The 20,683-nt window shown below is 50.5% G+C and carries 23 protein-coding genes and 2 tRNA genes; 11 read left to right on the forward strand and 14 right to left on the reverse strand.

Going from position 1 to position 20,683, the window contains the following annotated elements; translation table 11 throughout:
* Window positions 1–180 precede the first annotated feature (180 nt).
* Both psb30 and H6F80_RS07540 read left to right on the forward strand, forming a co-directional pair.
* The gene (gene psb30 / locus H6F80_RS07535; RefSeq protein WP_190790968.1) at window positions 181–312 is read left to right on the forward strand and encodes a photosystem II reaction center protein Ycf12/Psb30; all 132 of its coding nucleotides are present in this window, start codon (window positions 181–183) and stop codon (window positions 310–312) included.
* 607 nt (window positions 313–919) lie between these two features.
* The gene (locus tag H6F80_RS07540; RefSeq protein WP_190790969.1) at window positions 920–1,909 is read left to right on the forward strand and encodes a ribose-phosphate pyrophosphokinase; all 990 of its coding nucleotides are present in this window, start codon (window positions 920–922) and stop codon (window positions 1,907–1,909) included.
* Window positions 1,910–2,057: 148 nt separating this feature from the next.
* Here the strand turns inward: H6F80_RS07540 and thiL are convergent, their stop codons facing one another.
* The 3 genes from thiL to H6F80_RS07555 form a co-directional block, all read right to left on the reverse strand.
* A complete protein-coding gene (gene thiL, locus H6F80_RS07545; RefSeq protein ID WP_190790970.1) occupies window positions 2,058–3,065 on the reverse strand; it encodes a thiamine-phosphate kinase in 1,008 nt (335 codons plus the stop codon).
* A gap of 15 nt (window positions 3,066–3,080) precedes the next feature.
* Window positions 3,081–4,277 (reverse strand): peptidylprolyl isomerase, encoded by a 1,197-nt coding sequence (locus tag H6F80_RS07550; RefSeq protein ID WP_190790971.1) that lies wholly within the window; start codon window positions 4,275–4,277, stop codon window positions 3,081–3,083.
* Window positions 4,278–4,370: 93 nt separating this feature from the next.
* Window positions 4,371–4,541, reverse strand: a complete 171-nt coding sequence (locus H6F80_RS07555; RefSeq protein WP_190790972.1) for a hypothetical protein — start codon at window positions 4,539–4,541, stop codon at window positions 4,371–4,373.
* On the opposite strand from H6F80_RS07555, the gene efp reads away from it, so the two are divergent.
* From efp to mtnA, 4 genes are all read left to right on the forward strand, one after another.
* A complete protein-coding gene (gene efp / locus H6F80_RS07560) occupies window positions 4,540–5,097 on the forward strand; it encodes an elongation factor P (RefSeq protein WP_190790973.1) in 558 nt (185 codons plus the stop codon). The genes H6F80_RS07555 and efp overlap by 2 nt on opposite strands.
* Before the next feature lie 237 nt (window positions 5,098–5,334).
* Complete coding sequence (accB, locus tag H6F80_RS07565; protein WP_190790974.1) at window positions 5,335–5,835, forward strand: acetyl-CoA carboxylase biotin carboxyl carrier protein; 501 nt, start codon at window positions 5,335–5,337, stop codon at window positions 5,833–5,835.
* 524 nt (window positions 5,836–6,359) lie between these two features.
* The gene (locus H6F80_RS07570) at window positions 6,360–7,319 is read left to right on the forward strand and encodes a phytanoyl-CoA dioxygenase family protein (RefSeq protein WP_190790975.1); all 960 of its coding nucleotides are present in this window, start codon (window positions 6,360–6,362) and stop codon (window positions 7,317–7,319) included.
* Between the two features lie 107 nt (window positions 7,320–7,426).
* A complete protein-coding gene (gene mtnA / locus H6F80_RS07575) occupies window positions 7,427–8,485 on the forward strand; it encodes an S-methyl-5-thioribose-1-phosphate isomerase (RefSeq protein WP_190790976.1) in 1,059 nt (352 codons plus the stop codon).
* 72 nt (window positions 8,486–8,557) lie between these two features.
* On the opposite strand, the gene H6F80_RS31195 is transcribed toward mtnA, so the two are convergent.
* The 3 genes from H6F80_RS31195 to H6F80_RS07590 form a co-directional block, all read right to left on the reverse strand.
* Window positions 8,558–8,731: an ATP-binding protein gene (locus H6F80_RS31195; protein WP_190790988.1), complete on the reverse strand. Its 174-nt coding sequence runs from the start codon at window positions 8,729–8,731 to the stop codon at window positions 8,558–8,560.
* Between the two features lie 78 nt (window positions 8,732–8,809).
* Window positions 8,810–9,217, reverse strand: a complete 408-nt coding sequence (locus tag H6F80_RS07585; RefSeq protein ID WP_242067220.1) for a PPC domain-containing DNA-binding protein — start codon at window positions 9,215–9,217, stop codon at window positions 8,810–8,812.
* A gap of 34 nt (window positions 9,218–9,251) precedes the next feature.
* Window positions 9,252–10,085, reverse strand: a complete 834-nt coding sequence (locus tag H6F80_RS07590) for a dienelactone hydrolase family protein (protein WP_242067221.1) — start codon at window positions 10,083–10,085, stop codon at window positions 9,252–9,254.
* A gap of 254 nt (window positions 10,086–10,339) precedes the next feature.
* Between H6F80_RS07590 and H6F80_RS07595 the strand changes: the two genes are divergently transcribed.
* Window positions 10,340–11,689: an ATP-binding cassette domain-containing protein gene (locus H6F80_RS07595; protein ID WP_190790977.1), complete on the forward strand. Its 1,350-nt coding sequence runs from the start codon at window positions 10,340–10,342 to the stop codon at window positions 11,687–11,689.
* A 20-nt stretch (window positions 11,690–11,709) separates the two neighbouring features.
* Here H6F80_RS07595 and H6F80_RS07600 read toward each other — a convergent pair whose 3' ends face one another.
* A complete protein-coding gene (locus H6F80_RS07600) occupies window positions 11,710–12,948 on the reverse strand; it encodes a homospermidine biosynthesis protein (RefSeq protein ID WP_190790978.1) in 1,239 nt (412 codons plus the stop codon).
* Between the two features lie 787 nt (window positions 12,949–13,735).
* Between H6F80_RS07600 and H6F80_RS07605 the strand changes: the two genes are divergently transcribed.
* Window positions 13,736–13,809, forward strand: a tRNA-Val gene (locus H6F80_RS07605).
* Window positions 13,810–14,244: 435 nt separating this feature from the next.
* Here the strand turns inward: H6F80_RS07605 and H6F80_RS07610 are convergent.
* The 5 genes from H6F80_RS07610 to H6F80_RS07630 form a co-directional block, all read right to left on the reverse strand.
* Window positions 14,245–14,418 (reverse strand): hypothetical protein, encoded by a 174-nt coding sequence (locus tag H6F80_RS07610; RefSeq protein WP_190790979.1) that lies wholly within the window; start codon window positions 14,416–14,418, stop codon window positions 14,245–14,247.
* A 54-nt stretch (window positions 14,419–14,472) separates the two neighbouring features.
* Window positions 14,473–14,778, reverse strand: a complete 306-nt coding sequence (locus H6F80_RS07615) for a hypothetical protein (protein ID WP_190790980.1) — start codon at window positions 14,776–14,778, stop codon at window positions 14,473–14,475.
* Between the two features lie 433 nt (window positions 14,779–15,211).
* Window positions 15,212–15,400 carry a hypothetical protein gene (locus H6F80_RS07620; protein WP_190790981.1) on the reverse strand — a complete coding sequence of 63 codons (189 nt, stop codon included), beginning with the start codon at window positions 15,398–15,400 and terminating at the stop codon, window positions 15,212–15,214.
* Window positions 15,401–15,497: 97 nt separating this feature from the next.
* The gene (locus tag H6F80_RS07625) at window positions 15,498–15,872 is read right to left on the reverse strand and encodes a hypothetical protein (protein ID WP_190790982.1); all 375 of its coding nucleotides are present in this window, start codon (window positions 15,870–15,872) and stop codon (window positions 15,498–15,500) included.
* A 77-nt stretch (window positions 15,873–15,949) separates the two neighbouring features.
* Window positions 15,950–16,126, reverse strand: coding sequence for a hypothetical protein (locus H6F80_RS07630; protein WP_190790983.1), 177 nt, complete (start codon window positions 16,124–16,126; stop codon window positions 15,950–15,952).
* 31 nt (window positions 16,127–16,157) lie between these two features.
* Between H6F80_RS07630 and H6F80_RS07635 the strand changes: the two genes are divergently transcribed.
* Window positions 16,158–18,806 (forward strand): NACHT domain-containing protein, encoded by a 2,649-nt coding sequence (locus H6F80_RS07635; protein ID WP_190790984.1) that lies wholly within the window; start codon window positions 16,158–16,160, stop codon window positions 18,804–18,806.
* Between the two features lie 80 nt (window positions 18,807–18,886).
* Here the strand turns inward: H6F80_RS07635 and H6F80_RS07640 are convergent, their stop codons facing one another.
* Window positions 18,887–19,123 carry a helix-turn-helix transcriptional regulator gene (locus H6F80_RS07640; RefSeq protein ID WP_190790985.1) on the reverse strand — a complete coding sequence of 79 codons (237 nt, stop codon included), beginning with the start codon at window positions 19,121–19,123 and terminating at the stop codon, window positions 18,887–18,889.
* Window positions 19,124–19,391: 268 nt separating this feature from the next.
* On the opposite strand from H6F80_RS07640, the gene H6F80_RS07645 reads away from it, so the two are divergent.
* On the forward strand, window positions 19,392–19,574 hold the full coding sequence (locus tag H6F80_RS07645; RefSeq protein WP_190790986.1) for a hypothetical protein: 183 nt from the start codon (window positions 19,392–19,394) through the stop codon (window positions 19,572–19,574).
* On the opposite strand, the gene H6F80_RS07650 is transcribed toward H6F80_RS07645, so the two are convergent.
* Window positions 19,575–19,646, reverse strand: a tRNA-Val gene (locus H6F80_RS07650).
* A gap of 124 nt (window positions 19,647–19,770) precedes the next feature.
* Here H6F80_RS07650 and H6F80_RS07655 point away from each other — a divergent pair.
* A complete protein-coding gene (locus tag H6F80_RS07655) occupies window positions 19,771–20,667 on the forward strand; it encodes an SMP-30/gluconolactonase/LRE family protein (RefSeq protein ID WP_190790987.1) in 897 nt (298 codons plus the stop codon).
* Window positions 20,668–20,683: the final 16 nt, after the last annotated feature.

The raw sequence follows: 20,683 nt of genomic DNA on the forward strand, positions 1-20,683 counted from the left end.
CGAGCTTAGCGGTTCTGAGTGTGAGTCTGCCATTAGATTGCTGCTCATGGTTTGTGGCAATTTGCCTGAAGTTAGCTCGATCAGAATTCTCTACCTGCAAGAGGGCAAGAACCGTGTAAAATACAATCCAGATAAGCTGTTCAAATAACAATCAATTATTCGGGTTAGTCGGGAGGAGCAATGGATTTCATTACGAGTGTTCTTGGCAACATTAACTTTGAGACGATCGCGCAGCTCACCATGCTAGCGCTGATTGTGATTGCAGGTCCGGCAGTGATTTTTGTGCTGGCTTTTCGGGGCGGCGATCTGTAAGTTGATCGAGTGATCAAGGTCGTTTGATCAAGCTAAGACGATCGGGTTAAACCGAGTAAGTCACGCAACAAGCTCAGTTTGGTGGGTTGAGAGGGATTGCGGACCGATAAGTAACGGCAATCCAGTTTTTGCGTCACGATCTGTTTCGTTATTCCTCTCATACTCTATAGAATTGCTGCTCAGCATTATAAATTCTATATAAATTGTTTGCCTTCTCCCATTCAGAAGGTTGAGTTGGTAAAGTAAAAGAGTGATTCAGTTCACTTAAAATCTTCAAAGCAGTTTTATTGTTTCTTTAGAGTTTTAAACTGGTCTGTATTAGGCTTAGCGCGAGATTTGGTTATAGCAGGATTCGATTGTTTCTTTTCAAGGCGTTACTACTCTGGCTTTCAGCTTAAGAAGGTCAATTTTTACGAATGTCAAACGATTTGGCAGCAGAAGCCTGGAAGATAACTTCAATCTTGTTGATTGCGGAATCTTTAGCCGCCTGCAGCAATCAAAGTACAGTGCTAGTGTCAATTCACTTTTTAGTATCCGTACAACTACCAAGAGATGATACTGCTCCGATGATGCTAATATTTCCCTGACTGTCGCCTGAGGAACTGTCGTGATCAGCACTGCAACTCTTACCCTTCAGCATCCTCGTATTGATCTCTCAGATCATCGCCTTCGGTTGTTTTCTGGATCTGCTAATTTGCCGCTAGCCCATGAAGTTGCCCATTACTTGGGGATGGATTTGGGTCCGATGGTTCGCAAACGGTTTGCAGACGGCGAAATCTATATCCAGATCCAAGAGTCGATTCGCGGCTGTGATGTCTACTTGATGCAACCCAGCTGCTGTCCGGTGAACGATCACCTGATGGAGTTGCTCATTATGATTGATGCCTGCCGTCGTGCTTCGGCGCGTCAAATTACGGCCGTCATTCCTTACTACGGCTATGCGAGAGCCGATCGCAAAACTGCCGGACGAGAATCGATCACAGCCAAACTGGTTGCCAATTTGATTACCCAGGCAGGCGCAAACCGAATTCTGGCAATGGATCTGCACTCAGCCCAAATCCAGGGCTACTTTGACATTCCCTTTGATCACGTTTACGGTTCTCCGGTGATTCTGGATTACCTGAACGCCAAGAATCTGAGCGATGTGGTAGTCGTTTCGCCAGACGTGGGCGGTGTGGCACGGGCAAGAGCCTTTGCCAAAAAGCTGAATGATGCCCCGCTTGCCATTATTGATAAACGCCGTCAAGCTCATAATGTCGCCGAAGTCATGAACGTGATCGGAGATGTCGCTGGCAAAACGGCAATCTTGGTAGACGACATGATTGATACGGCAGGAACGATTTGCGAGGGCGCAAGAATTCTGCGACAGCAGGGCGCAAGCCAGGTTTATGCCTGTGCTACTCATGCCGTGTTCTCGCCTCCAGCCATCGATCGACTTTCGGCAGGACTATTTGAAGAAATCATTGTCACCAACACAATTCCGGTCACTGAAGACCGACGCTTCCCGCAGCTTACTGTGCTTTCGGTGGCAAATCTGCTGGGTGAGGCAATCTGGCGGATTCATGAAGACAGTTCGGTGAGCAGTATGTTTCGCTAGGCTTTAGCGTCAGTTCTACTGCTTGAAAAGATAGAGACAATCGGGGGCAAAAGCCCCTTTTTTATTGCAGACTTTTTTGTAAATCAGAATAAATTAGATTGGCGGGCATGTTCGGGCAAGGACAGCAGGTTTGAATCTTTTGAAGCAGCTAGCGGACGGAAAAATGCTGAAATCCTCTATTGAGGGAAAGCTCAACGATCGCATCCTCGTTTTGCAGTGAAACCGTTTGCTCAGCAGTAATCTTTCCCACGATCGCTGCCCCATCTCCTAACTGCACCAGCAGCTTTTCTGCAATCTCGACCGGCAGACACAGCACGAGTTCAAAATCTTCACCGCCGTAAAATATCCACTCGATCGCCTGAGCATTGCTGACCCAAGGAGTGAATTCAGGCGGAACAGGAATTTGATCCCGCTTCACCGTGGCTCCCACTCTGCTAGCGCGGCAAATTTGCACGATCGCATCGGCTAAACCATCACTGCTGTCCATACCTGCAACCCGCAGATCGGGATATTGGGTTCGCAGGTCTGTGAGCAGGGTAACAACATCCAAACGCGGAATTGGACGCTGATGGGCTTGAACCAATCGATCGAAAGCCGTTTTTTCCAGGGCATTGCCCAATTCGGAATTCAGCAGCAGCTCTAGTCCGGCTCTGGAAGCTCCATGGTATCCGGTGATCAGAATTGCATCTCCCGGTTGGGCGATCGATCGCCGAATTGCTTCTGCGGGTCTGACCTGTCCTAATGCGGTGATTGCCAGACTAATCACGGACGATCGACAAATATCGCCTCCGACGATCGGGGTTTGAAAGGGCTGCAAACCGTCAATCATGCCTTGATAAAGCTGCTCAACCCAGTTCACAGTTACGCTTCCCGGCAGGCACAGTCCGACAGTGAGGGCGATCGGCTCTGCGCCCATTGCGGCTAGGTCAGACAAATTTGCGGCAACAGCGCGCCAACCTACATCTGCGGGAGAGGTGGTTCGGTCACTAAAGTGAACGCCGTCTACCAGCGTATCGGTTGTGACGACCAGCGAATGTCCTGCGGCGATCGAGAGCAGGGCTGCGTCGTCCCCGATTAAATCCGGCGGACAGAAGCTTTGCAGTCTTTGCAAAAGTCCCTGTTCGCCGATATCCTGTACGCGAATTTCCTTGGTCATGATTGACGGGATCGATCAAGCCGACTCTGGCTCAACCAGGTTTTCCGCGCCTTTCACGACTCTGGCAGAAACAATTTTGTCGCCTGCCCGAATTTTATCCAGCACTTCTTTGTTTTCCGTCACATAGCCAAAGACAGCATAGCGACCGTCCAGCAGATTAAGTCCGGCGGGAGTGAGTTCCGGCTCAAACAGGAAGAAGAAGAACTGCGATGAGCCGCCGTTGTTATCCTCTCCCGGTCGTGCCATGCCCAGCGTGCCATAAGCCGAGAAAGGCAGCACAGGCTGGTCGAGATAGCGTCCGGCTTCTTCCAGCGTGACTCCGTAAGTCGGTTCCTTGTCGCCCTGCACCATAATTTCCAGGGGAACAGCCCGATATTTGCCCGTTTTTGGATCGACAAAGCCCTCTTCCTTGCCAGGGGGATCACCGATCTGCGCTACATAAAAGTCTTCAGCGCGAACGAACTCCAGCCCGTTATAAAAGCCGCGCTGCACCAGATCGACAAAGTTTCCTGCTGTAATGGGCGCATTGTAGCCGTCGACCACCAGTGTCATATCACCCTTAGTGGTTTGCACCTCAACGGTTGCCCGTCCTTTAAGCTGCGGCAGATTGCTGTATTCCTCTGGCACTTCGTAGGGAAACTGGGCAACCATCAGTTCTTCTAGCTGTCCCACTTGATCGAGAAGCTGACCGCGCTTTGTCCAGATTGCTTCCTTGTCCTGCTTTTCAACAGCCGATCGTATGTCGGCAACGCCTGCCTTGAGCCGATCGATCGCGGCTTCTGCTTCTGCTTTATGCTCATCAGGGACGCTTGCCAGCAGGGGATCACGTTTGATGTTCAGGATGCGATCGGCAGTATCCAGATTGCGATTGATCGCGCTCACCTTCCGCCGACCCCGCAGTGCTTCCGACATACTCTCCAGGCTGACCTGCAGATCGCGCACGGGCTTATTGTCGATCGGCAGGGCGTAGCGCAGGAGAGCTTTACCGTCGGTGATTGCATTTCCGGGTGGCAGTGCCAGCGCAGATTGATTCCACTCCAGACCAAACAGGCTTCCGGGCGGCAGGATGATTCCACTGCTCCAGAGCAACCCGATCAGCAGCACCAGCGATATGCCTGTTTTCAATAGACGGCTAATGAAAGCAAACCCTTTGCCGCACTGGGAGGACGGACGCTCGATCAGGGTTTTGAGAGGGGCAAGCGTTCTACTCATGAAAATTTTTAAAAAGCTCAACAAAATAGCTCAGCAGGACTGCGTTGAAGAGGTTTCTGTTTGCAGAACTCAAATTCGCACAAGCCAGAAACTTCACTCATCATCTTCCCATAACGATGGAAGGGATTTCATCTCGACCTGCTGAGCCGAACCCAGCAGGATGTTCGATCGCGCGTGAACAAATTCCTTCTGCCTTTCGTGATATGTCTCCCTCGGAGCGGTAAAATAAATTGCCGATCGTTTTGCCAACACAGCAAGATTCATGATTTCCAGTAATGATTTTCGCCCCGGGGTCAGTATTGAGCTTGACGGAAACGTCTGGCGGGTTGTGGAATTCCTCCATGTGAAACCTGGTAAAGGCTCCGCTTTCGTGCGAACCAAGCTCAAAAATATGCAGAACGGGAACGTAGTTGAGCGAACGTTCCGGGCAGGAGAGACTGTCCCGCAGGCAGTCATCGAAAAAAATACAATGCAGCACACCTATAAGGACGGCGACGATTACGTCTTTATGGACATGGAAACTTACGAAGAAGGTCGCCTGAATGCCAAGCAAATTGGCGATCGCGTGAAGTACCTGAAAGAAGGGATGGAAGTCAACGTGGTGCGCTGGAATAACCAGGTGCTTGACGTTGAACTGCCCAACTCAGTTGTACTGGAAGTCGTGCAAGCCGACCCTGGCGTAAAGGGCGATACGGCAACGGGTGGCACCAAACCTGCGATCGTCGAAACCGGGGCGCAAGTCATGGTTCCTCTGTTTATTTCGATAGGCGAACGCATCAAAGTTGATACTCGCACGGATACCTACCTGGGACGGGAGTAGTTTGGCGATCGTCGTCGCGATCCGTTTAGCGATTATCCGTTTAGCGATTAACAGTTAGCCAGCTATCAGTTTCAAGGCAGATTGAAGGCAACTTGAGGTCAAATGTCGCGATCGTTCGATTGTGGTGATGCAGGACTTCTCGTGCCTTTACATTCCTTTCCACTCCTGCTTTTTCGCAACTGTTAGTCGCTACGCCATCTCATTTAAAATCATTCGACTAGAACGGTTAAAACAAGCGTGGAACTGAACTTTAGCGAACTCCGAGATTTATTAACAGTTATTAATCAAACTGATATTGCAGAATTTACGCTCAAAAGCGGCGATTTTGAACTGGTAATTCGTAAGGGCGTTCAACCCGGTGATACTCCGGCGACTTCTCCGGCTCCATCGACGGATACTGCCGTTGCCCTGGCTCCGATTCCCTCCCTGCCCAGCGCGTCTGCCACACCGATCGTCGTTCCCCCAACGCCAACCCCGCCACCCCGCTCGACCGAGAAGTTTGTCGAAATCGTCTCGCCAATGGTCGGCACCTTTTATCGTGCTCCGGCTCCTGATGAAGCTGCGTTTGTAAATGTGGGCGATCGAGTCCGAAATGGTCAGACAGTCTGCATTATTGAAGCCATGAAGCTAATGAATGAAATCGAGGCAGAAATCAGCGGCGAAATTGTCGAAATCCTGGTTCAAAACGGCGAGCCTGTTGAGTTTGGTCAGCCCTTGATGCGGGTGAATCCAGCATAGTCAAAGCCAATTCATCCAGGCAATCCATCAAGCTAGTGTTTTGTGAAGCAAATTCTGACGGGTAAGGGAGAATGTGGGGGCGTTGCCTCCGGTAGGGCTGAACCCTTGCACCCCGCCAATCAAAATGACGGGCTCCTAGACAGAGTGCTGGAATGTTGAAGGGCTAAACGCTGTCGAAGCCCGATCGCCCGCTTTACAAACTCAAACTCGACCCGAAGGATTCGATCAGCTCAATATCAGACATTCCTGTCAGCTTCTCCTGATGGGTTCAGAATCCTCCGAAGATAGGGAAAGAACTCCCAAAAGCTGGATCAGTCAGCATTTCAATTCAGATGCATCAGGGAAATGTCCCTTTCCGGCAAGAAAACGCAAGGCATTTTGTCGGATTGAACTCGTAGCAACAGGAGTTTGATCCCCCTAGAGGGGAAGTGTTTCGCATGGTAGCTGGGTATGGAAACTGGGTAGTATTTGTCCGTGTCTAGTCTATCCGTCTCGAAACAGTTGCTAAAATCGTGCTTTGAAAAATGTTCAGTTTTCTGCGTGATCTGTACTACGAGGGCTACGAGACTGCCCATGCCTGGTATCGGGGACTGACGCATAACCGGGAATGGCTGCTAATGCGGCAGCTCAGTCGCTTTACAAAGATTCGCTGTTGGATAAAGCAGTCAGTGGTAAAACAGCGGCTTGCTCTCTGTGCTGAGCCTTGTGAAACAGCGATCGATCAATCTGTTTTTCCTGATGTGGCGATCGATCAGATTGTGCAGTCGATTCAGCAAGACGGATATTTCCTGGGTCTACAGCTTCCCTTATCAATTGTGCAATCGATTCTTGACTTTGCGAATCAGCAGCCCTGCCTGGGAAATCGCTATCCTGACACAGGCTTTTATTACGCCGAAAAAGCACAGGCAGAGGCACACTATCAAACCGCATTTGTGACGGCGAGCTACTTTAATACCGCTTTGACCTGTCCAGCAATCGTCAAACTGGGACAAGATCCAGTCTTGCGAGCGATCGCGGCTCGCTATTTGGGGGCAGAACCCGTTTTGATTAGCAGTCGCCTGTGGTGGAGTTTTCCCAGTCGGGCAACCGTGCGCGATCGGCGAAAATCCGCCCAAATGTTTCACTATGATCTGGACGATTACGGGTTTCTCAAATTCTTTTTCTATCTCACTGATGTCGATGAATGGGCGGGTCCACATATTTGCGTTCGCGGCACGCATCTGCACAAACGCTGGTCTCATGAATGGTTTGGCAAAAAGTTTTCTGAAGCAGCGATCGATCGTGCCTATGGTTCGGCAAATGTGATCACAGTTTGCGGCGAATCAGGCTTTGGCTTTGCCGAAGATACGTTCTGCTTGCATCGGGCAAGCCCGCCTCAAAAACACGATCGCCTGATTTTGCAGCTTGAATATGCCCTACAGGATTACGGCATGGAGCGCGACACGATCGATCCCCAATCGGTTAGAGTGTACGCAGCCGGCTGATTCGCTAACTGGATTACCTCATCGAGGCGATAGAGTTCGACAGGTCCTATAGCTCGATCAGCCATATAGAGTAGACTAGATCCTTGTTCTGCTGGTGAGCGTGCGTCATGTCATTCTCTTCTCAAGTATTTCCGGTTTATTGGTATCAAGACCATGTGCGGCTGATTGACCAAACGCGATTGCCGCAGGAGTACGGCGTGGTAGAAATTAGCCGCTCAGACGATATGGCACTGGCGATCAAAACCATGATTGTGCGTGGTGCGCCTGCGATCGGCGTAGCGGCAGCGTATGGGCTATATCTGGGTGCGCGCGAAATTGAGGCAACCCAGCGAGAGCCGTTTTTAGCTCAGCTAGAGCAGGTGGCGCAAAAGCTCAAGGCAACTCGCCCCACTGCTGTGAATTTGTTCTGGGCGATCGATCGAACCCTGAAGATAGCGCGGCAAACCCTGGGCAGCGTGGATTATATCAAAGAAGCTATTTTGCAGGCAGCCCATACAATTCGCGAGGAAGACATTGAAACTTGTCAGGCGATTGGCGAAGCGGGCTTGACCGTTCTGCCCCAGCCGCCGGGTCAGTTGCGGCTTTTAACCCACTGCAATGCAGGCGCACTGGCAACTGCAGGCTACGGTACGGCTCTGGGTGTAGTGCGATCGGCTTGGCGCGAAGGACGACTAGAGCGAGTCTATGCCGACGAAACTCGTCCCCGGATGCAGGGCGCAAAGCTCACTACCTGGGAATGTGTGCAGGAAGGCATTCCCGTGACGCTGATTACTGACAATATGGCGGCGCACTGTATGAAGCAGGGCATGATTGATGCGGTCGTGGTGGGAGCCGATCGAATTGCGGCAAACGGAGATGCGGCGAACAAAATTGGCACTTATAGCGTTGCGCTGATTGCCAGAGCACACAATATTCCTTTTTATGTGGCAGCTCCGCTTTCAACAATCGATTTTTCCCTCTCGACCGGTAGCCAGATTCCGATCGAGGAACGCGACCCCGAAGAGGTTTACCAGATTGGCGATACGCGCATTTGTCCGCCGGGCGTTGAATTTTACAATCCGGCGTTTGATGTAACGCCTGCCGAGCTCATTACTGCCATCATCACCGAGCATGGGGCAGTCCGACCGGAGGAGCTGATTCAGCTTCAGTTTAAGCAGGTGGTTTAGACAAATTTGCGGCGTTAGCGGCGATCGGCGGTGTAAATCAGTTCCCTTTAGGGGGCAATCGGTCAGCCCAGCCTAAAACAGCCTTCCTGTCTGATGTTTGGACACAACGATAATTTCGCCGCTCATTAGGGCAGCAAAGCGGTGGGATAAAGCCAGCCCCAGTCCTATGCCTTCATGACGGCGATCGAGTCTGCTTTCTCGCTGCTCAAACGGCTGGAATAGACGGTTCAGATCAGTGGCGGTGATGCAACTCCAGTATCAATAACCGAAAACAAAAGCTGGTTTCTTGATGCCGGGCTATTCTCCTTCTGGGGAAATCGACTTTCAAAAATCCTCGATCGTCAATTCCCGATAGCCCGAATCGAGATCATGCTCTCGTCGAAAGCGCAGTTCTGGCATAATGCCAATCACAATTTCTGCGGTGGTGTAGATGCGGCAGCCCTCCAGCAAATGACCGCCAAAGGTTTGCCCTGTCCGCTCGGCGATTGACAGATGATAGTGCGACCCGTGACAGGACATTACGCCCATCAGCGACACAATCTCAAGATGTCCCTGATAGATCGTTCCTTCAGATTGATTTGCCAGCCGTAGCATTGCCTGAGTGAGACTGCCAACACAGGTGACAATGCAGGCAGCTTCCAAACGGTGATCCTGGACAAACTGCTCCAGCTCAAGCTTCAAGTCTTGCCCTGGCTTCAACCGTAAAGCTGCCACCTGCATTGAAGAAAACATTCCCTTATCTCCCTATGTCCTCATCTTCCTATCCCTAGACTCCATATTGCTTAAACCAAGCCTGAAGCTTCTCCCAGCCATCCTCTGCATCTACCTGCCGATAAGAGGGTCGATAGTCGGCGTGGAAACCGTGGGGCGCATCGGGATAGACGATGATTTCCGAGGGACTATTGGCGGCAGCGAGAGCTTGCTTCATCTGGTCAACGCTAGTGAGCGGAATGCCATCATCCTTACCGCCGTACAGTCCCAGAACGGGGGCTTTGAGCGTGCCTGCCACATCGATCGGAAACTTGGGCTGGAGTTCGGTTGATTGCCCAACCAGGCGTCCATACCAGGCCACCCCCGCCTTGAGCTGAGGATTGTGCGCGGCATAAAGCCAAACAATTCGACCGCCCCAGCAAAAGCCTGTAATCCCAACCCGATCGACATCGCCCTTCCCGGAATTTTTCGCCCAGTTGACCGCCGCATCCAGATCGGACATCACCTGAGCATCGGGCACGCTGGAGACGATCGGGCGAATCTCGTCGATGCTGCTCAACTTCGACACATCCCCCTGCCGCACAAACAGTTCGGGTGCGATTGCTAGATAACCCAACTGAGCAAACCGCCGACACATATCCTGGATATATTCGTGAACGCCAAAGATTTCCTGCACCACCAGGACGACCGGAAAATCAGTTCCCGTTTCAGGCATCGCGTGATAGCCGGGAATGACTCCATCTTGTGTCGGAATCTCGATCGCCCCTACCATCAATCCCTCTGTATCCGTAATGATCGTTTCAGCAGAAACAGGGCGAACTGCCATTGCAAATCCGGCGGCTAGCGTTGCCATCACAAAATGCCGTCGTTTCATACTGCCGTCTGCCATGTTGACCTCCGTTAACCCGAACGATTGAAGATGCTTTCGCAAAAGAATGATTGCAAAAGGTTAAACAGTATTAAGATATCGCAATCACTTCGATCAAGCTATGTTGCTGCAATCCTGCTGATGAGGCGCGGTCGATCGCAAACAAGCTTGGTAGAATTTGGGGAAGCTTACGACAGGTTAGCCTGCCATTCTCCCTGAATTGATTTTGGGAGTCACGCTCAACATTCATTTAGCAGAACTCATTTCAAACCACTGTGGCGCAAGTTGTACTCGAAAACATCTACAAAAGTTTTCCTCACCGCACGGGTAAAGCCAGTTCCTCCGGTCAGTCCTCCGGTCACTCCATCCAGAAGCGTTCTGCGGGGGGAATCGCTCCAAACGCCGCCTCCGTAGGAGCAACCGCACTGGCAATTGACCCCGAAACGGAAACTGGCACAGCTCAGAGCGTGAGCGTACTACGGCGAATCAACCTGACGATTCACGACGGTGAATTTATGGTGCTGGTGGGTCCATCGGGCTGCGGTAAAAGTACGCTGCTGCGCCTGATTGCCGGACTGGAAGCCCTCACAGGCGGCAATATTTCTGTGGGCGATCGCCTCGTCAACGATCTGCCACCCAAAGCCCGCGATATCGCGATGGTGTTTCAGAGCTACGCGCTTTATCCACACATGACGGTGTATGAAAATCTGGCGTTTGGGCTGCGGCGCACCTGGACGATCGATGAAAGCGAGGCAAAGCCTTCTAATCGCCCAGAATGGATGGAGCGACTTTTCGTCAGTGCCACCCGATCGCTGCCGCGCGGTTTGCGCTACTGGTCAGCCGAAGAAAAGCTGATCGATCGCCGCGTCAAAACGGTGGCTCAGATGCTCCAGATCGAATCGCTGATCGATCGCCTGCCCAAACAGCTTTCGGGCGGACAAAAGCAAAGAGTCGCCCTGGGTCGGGCAATGGCACGCAATCCCCAGGTGTTTCTGATGGATGAGCCACTCTCGAACCTGGATGCCAAACTGCGAACCGAAACCCGCGGCCAGATTGTTAACCTTCAGCGCAAGCTGGGCACGACCACAATCTACGTCACCCATGATCAGACCGAAGCCATGACCATGGGCGATCGCATTGCGGTGATGAATGCCGGACAAATTCAGCAGGTGGCGCGTCCGCTCGATCTTTACAACCGTCCGGCAAATCGCTTTGTGGCGGAGTTCATCGGTTCACCGCCCATGAACTTTATTCCGGTTCAGGTCAAAGCTCCCCTGCTGATTCAGCACCCTCAATTTCGCCTCACTCTGCCCCACGACTGGGAAGCGCGGCTGCGGCTTTATGACGGGCGATCGATTACCCTAGGCATCCGTCCAGAGCATCTCAGCGTTGGTTTGCCTGCGCCCAAAAATATCCCTGTCCGGGTTGAGCGCGTCGAGGCACTGGGCAGCGAAACTTATCTCAGCGTCAGTCTGGTGACTCCAGACCGCTCCGGTGAAATCTTGCCCCTCCAGGTGAGAATCGAACCCGATCGCCCGGTTTTTGTGGGAGAGGAACTCTGGCTGACGATCGCGCCCGACAAAATTCATCTGTTTGATGACAGTACAGGGCGGGCGATCGTTTAATCAGGTTGCTCAAACCCCTGCTAAACCTCGATCGACTCCCGCCGATATCCGTTGCGGTGCTCTTTGCGAATCGGAGTGCCACAGGGATAAGTTGCAATCGGCTGTGGAGCAGTGACGGCTTGCTTCACGGTTTGGGCGATCGCGATCGTCGGTTGGGCTGGCTGCTGTGCCTGGGCGGTCAGATAATCCCGACGCAGGGTTTCGAGCATTTCCTCGCGGCGATCGTACAATCGCTTCAGCGGACGCGGCTCACACTGGCTGAGGATGTAGGCAGAGAGGATTGGGAGAGCGATCGTGCTGTCGGTATAGCAGACGATCGTGCTGGGTAGCTCTTCGGGGTCGACTTTGCCCCAGCTTACGGCTTCGGAGGGGGTTGCACCAGACAGTCCGCCTGTATCGGGACGGGCATCGGTGATTTGCACAAAGTAATCGTGTCCGCGCTCTTCGAGTCCCAGGACTTCGTGAATCTGGGGCTGGGTTTGCAGCAGGAAGTTTTTGGGACTGCCGCCGCCCAGGATCACTGCTGCGCTCTTGCCTTCTTCACCAGAGGAGGTTTGACGGGCTGCGTAGGCGATCGCTGCGGTTTCGTTCACGTCCAGTGACGGGTCGATCATGAGCTGATAGCCTTCCAGTGCCAGAGCTGCCACATTCATGCCAATCGAACTATCTCCAGGCGAGGAGGTGTAGATTGGGACGCCGCACTGGTAAGCCATAGACAGCAGGCAGGAGTGCTTTAAGCCTAACTGCTGCTCGACTTCGTACAGATATTTGCCCAGTAAATGGTGAAACTCTGCCGTGCTCATGCGCTTCTGGAAGGGTTCTGCCTTCAGCAGTTCGCGAATAAACGCATCGGTTTCGAGCAGCACATCATAGCCAAACACAATATCGTAGATGCGAATCCGCCCTTCCTGGCGCAGTTTCACGTCATCGACAAACGGATGGCTGGCATACAGATCCAGTCCGAGTCCGTAGTGAATGTCGTGATACAGGTTCGCTCCGGTGCTGATCATCCAATCGATCATGCCGTGCTGCATCAGCGGAGCCAGCACAGAGCCACCCAATCCGGCAGGAGTCAGCGCACCAGACAAACTGACGGCAACGGTAACGCCTTCCTGCATGACTTCACGGCTCAACAGGTGGCAAATTTCGCGTAAGCGGGCGGAGTTATACGCGGTGAAATACCCGTCGATCAAATCGACGACGCTAATTTCAGCAGGCATCGGTGCAGGGGAAATCTTATGGCTGAGAATTTTCGACATTGCTCGCTCTCCAAATTCGCTGGAATTTCGGTGAAAAAGAAATTAATGCAGACCCAAAAGCGTGAAGCTGCAAACCGATGCGAAAGACTGCTAGAAGGGTTCCCACCCTCTGCACATGTCTCACTAGAAAACTGAACCAACTCCGGTCGCCCTGACTTCCTTCAGCCATGACATGAGAGAAATCAGCAGGCTACCGCAGACGCAGTTTTCCTGTTGCATTAAATCGATTTGCAAAAACTCTAAAGCGAGTCTCGATCGACCGAGTTTGTCAGGTCGCTAGTTCCGGGTCTAAACCCAACTAGCTACTTCGCGGGCAATTTTGCCCCCAACCCACAAACCTACAGTTACAGGTCGATCAGCTCATACTAGGTCCTTCACAGCGGTCTGCCCAGGAGAGAGCCGGGTCAGTCAACCGTCTGCGCTGTAATTTCACTTCCAGACACCACAAGGGCTTCCTGGGGTTTCCAGTAAATGAAAACTGTTTCAACGCACTACAACCCGTCTAGGGAAGAATTAATGGTTTAACCCTATTACCTTAACACTAATTTATGGTATGGCTTCTGTAAGATTGCGGAGTGATTTCCCCCTGTTGGCGATCGGGTGAAGTTTTTCTTGGGGATGGTTTGATTGGGGCGAGAGGTTTTACAGCCCCCTAAATCCCCCAGAATTGAGGACTTTGAGCCAGATCCAAAGTAGGAAGGGTTTTCTCTAGAATTAGAGGCTGGGTGAACGATCGAGGCAATATTTGCGTCTTCTACAATATCTATGCTATAGTCTGATACTGTTCGGACGCATAGCTCAGTTGGTTAGAGCACTACGTTGACATCGTAGGGGTCACTGGTTCGAGTCCAGTTGTGTCCATCGCCTAATGTACAGTGACTAATTAAATGTCATCGGTGACAAATTGTTGTCGCTCATGACAAATTAGTGTCTTTGAGACAAATTAGTGTCGTCTAATCGGTGGTGACAAATTAGTGTCGTCTAAGAATGTCAACGTAGTGCTCTCTTTCAACCCGCATTAAGATTTTTCAGTACGGAACCGTAGTTCAGTACGAGAAGTGTTGCTGTTCTGCTAGTGCTCTGTTTCTAGCGTTTCTAAATCCCAAAAGTTTCTTGCGTCTCAACCTGCCTCACTTGGGACAGGCGATTGCGACAGCTTCTCGCCTTTCAGCTCTATGGGACGATTGCTCACTTTATGGGTTCATAACTGCACGATTGCTCAGCTTATGGTCTCAAAAGCTAAAATCCAGCCGATGAGTCCCAACGAGAAATCAATCCTTCCAGTCTGATCTAGCCTCAATCCTCATCTTTATCCAGTTGCGGAAACTGCTCGAGAATTTTGGTGATGAGCATATAGAGTTCATCTAAAATCTCCTCGGCTCCTTCGTCATCCACCTCGGCTAATAATTGCTCAATGGCTGTAACGTTGTGAACAAGGCGATCGGATTGCTGACGGCTAAGGGAGGGCATAGCAATAGTTGCTTCCTGATGATTGCTAGCTGTTTATTGTAGTGTTTCTTCCAGCTATTTCCCAAGGGATTCCGCTAACGCTGCTTTCGTTCGAGCCACTGAAAGGCGAATCCGCTCTACCTGCGACTCGTAAGCCGCCTGCTGTTGGGGTGACCCATCACCAGGGTTCGCCTTCAAAATCTGCTCATAGTAGCGAAAAACTTGAAATGCATAACTGGCAACGGCAATCTGCTCTTGGGAAAGAGACATGATGCGATTAACCAGGTCGGCACAGGTTGCTGAATAAGGAAGGGCAAAAACATCGGCATAGAGCGGAGGAAGGCTATGCGATCGGGTTTTCAACTCCTCCAATAGTCTCACTGCTTCCTCAGATAGCTCCCCATCAAAATCGGCTAAGGAATTCAGTAGAGATAGTAGCAGGAATTTTGAGCGTTTCTGCTTCACTGTAGGACAGGCAATAATGGTAATTCCTTCAAGATTCTAGCAGGCAAAGCACAGTTGATTTCTCTTCCGAATGCTGCACTGGAATACTAGGTAGTGCATCAGACTGTAGTGGGTTAGGTAAAGTGGCTCTACTTTTAAGCAAGACCTATGGAATGCCTGCTCTGTAGTCATCCCACCACTCACAAACACGGTAAAGCCCCCAACGGCTTTTTAGGCGGGAGCAGCAGTTCAATCTCTTGCCATTCCGCATCAGTCTTGATTTACCTTTTATTTATTGAGCCTTAGCTGATTACTGGTAGAACAACTCACTCACTTTCTGAAGCGGACCGAATAAGTTGGCTCCCGTTTTCTAGCATAAGCAGCTCAAACAGTTTTCGATCGGCATCTCGTACTCTGGTGCTGAGCAGTTTGTTTCGCTGTCCCGATCGCTTCTCCCTTGGCGATGTTTGCCCTTGCTGTTGTTGGAGGCGATCGCCCGAATCGGATCAGCAACGGCTTTGATTCCCTTATCTGTGTTGCCTGGAAGTATAGTAATCAACTGAATCCAGAGCAGGGAGCTTGGGAGATCGAGCGGCAATTAAGCAGAGTCGGGATTGGGAAGTTGAGGGGCGATCGCTTTCTTTGGTTTGGCTGTACTAACTTGCGATTGGTGTCACTTTTTGACGAGTGGGACGCTTGCGATCGGATTTCTTTTTCAGACCGACAGATTGCGCTTCGTTGCTGTCTGAGCCAAACTGCCCTTTGACGACTTCTTTCATTGCCAGCACTGCGTTGTGAAATTCCCATTCTGCCAGTCGTGCTGCGTCAGAAGCTGCTCGATACAGGGCTAGCTTTTCGGTTTCGGCTTGCTGCTGTGCCAGCATGGTTTGATATGCCTGCTGCAAGGCTTCGGGTGTGGCGTTGAAACGTTTGGTGCTGTAACCCACGATCGTGCGATAACCGTTAAAGGCATCGACATCTTGATTGAGCACAGCAGGGGTGAGGCAACGATTGGTATCTGGGCTAGGCATAGTGCACCTTCAGTAATTATTTACATATTTAATGTGCCCATTGAAACAAGAAGTTTAACGATCGTACTGAGAATAGGTTAAGTTGCAGAAGGATTGCGATCGATCGCATTAAGACTGTGAGGCGTTACCGAAGGATTGCGATCGGGTGCATTGGCTTTGCGGCTGGTTACAGAAGGATTGTGATGAGTGACATTGCTTTTGCAATTCACTGCATTGGCTTTGCGTCTTTTCACCATGCCTGATGGATGAGCCATAATGAGGCTCAAAGCATGAGTTTTGCCCTGTATGACTCTTGAAACTGCTGCCCTTGTCAGATTGCTGAGTCCGGTTGCGATAAAAGCTGCACCTGCATTATTTAAAGCAGTTCATAGCAAGCTCAACCCGACTGAATTGGAAAAAGCCCTACGGGAGGGCATGGTGATGGCTCAGGCACAAGAGGAAAAGCAACCTCCGGGGCATCGTCTTTTCTCTAAATATGAGCCAGATTTTATTCCAAAATTTCTGCATCAGTTTTTTCAGGATTCAGGAGTTCAGGCAGAGCTACAGAAACCTTTAACAGGGGCAGGAATGCCGGATAATGCCCTTCTGGAAAAGAAGTTTTTGCAAGTCGCGAAGCAGAAAAATGTTGAATTGATTCAAAGCCGAGTAATGCCTTGGATCAAAGAATTTACCAGCACCTACTTTGAGCAGACTAATTCTTACCTCAAATTCCAGGTAGCAAAGGAAAGATACTTTGAACAGCTCATTCATTGCTTTGATGATGTCCGGTTTGCGGGAATTGCAGTTGAAGGGCAGGAGATTGAACGAGCCGAAAAGTTAGCTGAAATTTTTGTGATGCCCAATGTGCAGGGAAAAGCACAAACGGAGTTCAGTTTTTTAGAACAAGGTTTGCCGCTAGAAGTCCAGGGAGATTTACAGGCTCAGCTTCTTTGGGAGCAGCGAAATCGATCGCGCTTTGCCAGCAGGCAGACCAGTCAGCCCAAGATTTCAGCGGCTCAATTATTGAAGCCGTCTCAAGTTCAGCGAGTGGTGCTGTTGGGTGCCCCTGGTTCTGGCAAGACAACGTTAATGAGCTATTGTGCAGTGATGCTAGCGCAGGGCAAGCCGGAACTTGTAGGGCTAGACAAAACGGTGGATTGGCTGCCAATTCTAATCAAGATTCGCGATCTGATGAAGCAGCCTGAAATCAATATTTTGCAGTATGCACGACAGATGGTGAAGGCAGATTTAGGGCTTGAACTGCCGCCAGAGTTTTTTGAGCATTGGCTGAAGGATGGGCGAGCACTGATCTTACTGGATGGATTGGATGAGGTGGCAGAAGAGGCAAGACGCTATAAGGTGGTTGAGCGAATTGAGAGCTTTTTGGGAACCCATCGCCGCAATCCTGCGATTATTACCTCTCGTCCGGCAGGCTATAAACCCGATTTCTTTCGCACCGATGAGTTTCCGCACTATGAGATTTTGCCGTTTGACGACGATCAGATTCAGGCGTTTATTGACCACTGGTATGAGAGCCGCTTTGCCACAAAAGCAGAGGCACAACGACGAAAAGAAAGTCTGAGGAAAGCCCTTGCGGAGAGCGATCGCATCAAACTACTGGCGCGTAATCCGTTGCTGCTCACGATCATTGCGCTGATTCATCGCTATCAGGCGGTTTTGCCGAAGGAACGCCATAAGCTGTATGACAAAGCTGTGAATACATTGCTCACATCGTGGGATGCGAATAAGGAACTGAGCAATCACGAGATTTTGGAATATTTAGAGCTTGACGATCTGCGGCGGTTAATGGAGCGGTTGGCATACTGGATTCACTCGCAGGGCGGCACAGGCGACAACGAAGGCGGCACGCTGATCGATCGCGATGAACTCCTTGATCAGTTGGCTCAATATATTCAGGAAATGAATACTCAGAGGATGAAGAAAGTTAATCGACACCAAGCCAAAGCCGAGGCAAAACGCTTTTTAGACCGGATTATTGGCGATCGAGCCGGACTTCTCAGCAAGCAGGGGCGCGATCGATATGCGTTTGTCCACAAAACCTTTCAGGAATATTTGACAACGCAGGAGATTCGCGATCGACAGGAAGAAGACTTTGAGGTGGTGTTGGAACATATTCAAGATCACCTTCACGATCCGCACTGGCGAGAAGTCTTGCTTTTGCTGATCGCGCAGCAGAAACGCAGTAATCCAGCAAAGATACTGAAGGAGATTTTTAACCAACCCACTCCTTATGAGCAATGGCTGCACCGCAATCTTCTGTTTGCAGGAATCTGTTTAGCCGAAAACATCGAGGTTACAGACGAAAGCCTGGTTCAAGAAATTTTGAAAGGATTAGTTGAGCTAGAGGCAAACCGTTCACCACTTGTTCCTGATGTTATTCAGCGTCGCGTCTTTAAGGTTTTGTGCAGCTTGAGCGAAACAGGTTATGAAGCACTAGCTTTACAGCAATTAGAAGCAGTTGGTGAAGCGATCGACAAAGTTCGATTGAGCCGATATCGGGCTGCTCTAGGAAAACCGGAAGAGGCTGTGCAGCAATTAATTTTACTGCTCAAGGATGAAGACTCCAATGTACGTTCTGGTGCAGCAAGTGCATTGGGACAATTAGGTCAAGCATCAGAATCAGTGATGACTACTCTGCTGCCCCTGCTCAAGGATGAAGAGTCTAGGGTACGTTATAGTGCAGCTTGGGCGTTAGGAGAGCTAGGTCAAGCATCAGAATCAGTGGTGGCTACTCTGCTGCCCCTGCTCAAGGATGAAGGCTTTCTTGTACGTTCTAGTGCAGTTTGGGCATTGGGACAATTAGGTAAAGCTCTGGGTTCTACTGCTATCCCTAATCCCACAACAATCGCCCTTGCACAATGGATCGATCAAAATCAGGAATCTGAGTATGTCTCTCATGGAATTACAGCACTGTGGAACATCTTAAGGGAGTAAACTCGTTGAACTACTGCGCTCAAATAATTAAAAGTGTAGGGCGATCGATTTTGAGGAAGAATAGGGAAACGATCGTCCCTTCAATCTTCCGGTCTAAAGTCATCCGGTAAATCATCGATCGACCACTGCAACACTCGGCAAAGTGCCTTAACTTGAGGTAGCGTCAAGCGAACCTCCTTGAATCGCCCCGTTTCCCAATTGCTGACCGTCTGCACGGATACGTTAATTGCTATTGCAACATCTCGTTGAGTCAAGCCCAGTTCATCTCGACGCTTCTTGAGGGGTGACTCCTTTTCTGGTTCTTGTACCTCGGTCATTGCAACAGCTTTATAAACAGCTTATATAAGCAGTTGACTCAGAACTATAAGCAGTTTATAGTGATTGAAGAGTCAACGAGAGCGTAGGTGAAGTAGTCGCAACGCCTACGTCTTCATAGTTTCTCACCATTTCAACCACTCACAGATACTTTGCACCAGTCGATCGACGGGTAATTTGCGTTCGTCCTAATCTGCTCGGTTTCGATTGGTCACAGTTTCGCTTACAAACTTTATGCGATCGTCTTTGCTGCGATCGTCCTCATTTGCCATGTCTTATTACAATCAACTCAATCCTTGGTGTGTGGTTCGCTGCCTACCCAATGCCCAAACTCAAATTGTGGCGCGTTTGCGTCGTCGTCCTGATGCCGAAGCTCATTTGCGAATTTTGCAGCAGCTTAGCCCCACTGCCATTTATCGAATTCTGTTTGATGTGACAGAAATTCTTACTTAATGGGCGATACTGGATTCGAACCAGTGACCCCTTCCGTGTGAAGGAAGTGCGCTACCACTGTGCTAATCGCCCGCGTTTTACATCTTAGCTTACTTTGGGAAAGCCAATCCGAAAGTGCTATGAGTATAGCCGATCGAAGTAACGGCAAACAAGCATTTCCCTTTAAACTCGACAGGTCACGTTATTTTATTGCTGCATGAGCCAATCTATCCAAAGCACCGTTCAAAATGTGTTGGCTGCCCGTGCCCGGCTGGGTGAGTGTCCGCTGTGGGATGCCGATCGCCAGATGCTTTTCTGGGTCGATGTGTACAATTATCGAGTTCACCAGTTCGACCCGGCAACAGGTCACGATCGCTTCTTTGAGCTGGATGCCCCAGTGAGCGCGATCGTCCTCGCAAGCAACAATCAGATCTTGATGGCATTGGGCGATCGAATTGCGCTGCTCGACCCGGAAACAGGCGAAACCACAACGCTGTATCAAATTCAATTTCCCCATCCCAACACGCGCTTTAATGACGGCAAATGCGATGCTCAAGGACGGTTTTGGATCGGCTCGGTGAGCGAAGCCCCTGCCCAGGCAGAACTCTATCGTTATGATCCAGATGGTTCGCTGCAGGTGATGGAAACCGGGCTAACAATTTCTAATGGCTTAGGCTGGAGTCCTGACGGATCAACGTTTTATCTGACCGATTCTGCCCTGCACAAAATCTATGCTTATGACTTTGATTTAGAAGCGGGCAAGATTTGGAATCGGCGGGTATTCATTGATCTCACCGATGAAGCTGTAGAACCCGATGGACTGGCGATCGATGTTGAGGGAAACTTGTGGTCTGCCCTCTGGGGCGGCAGGTGTATTGTCTGCTTTGATCCCCAAGGTCAGGAACTTCAGCGCATCAGGCTGCCCGTTCAATGTCCCACTAGCGTTGCGTTTGGGGGGGTTCAGTTGACCGACCTATACATTACCTCGGCATCAGTGGGGCTAAGCCAGAAGGAGATTCAGCAAGGCTTCAACGCCGGAGATTTATTTCGCTGCTCGACCCAGTCTTCGGGAAGGTTAATTTATTCCTTTCAACATTCTTCGAGGAACACTTAAGAGACAAGACGGTTAA

It is taken from the genome of Leptolyngbya sp. FACHB-711, from assembly GCF_014695615.1.
In the GTDB taxonomy this organism is placed as follows: Bacteria; Cyanobacteriota; Cyanobacteriia; order Elainellales; family Elainellaceae; genus Leptolyngbya_A.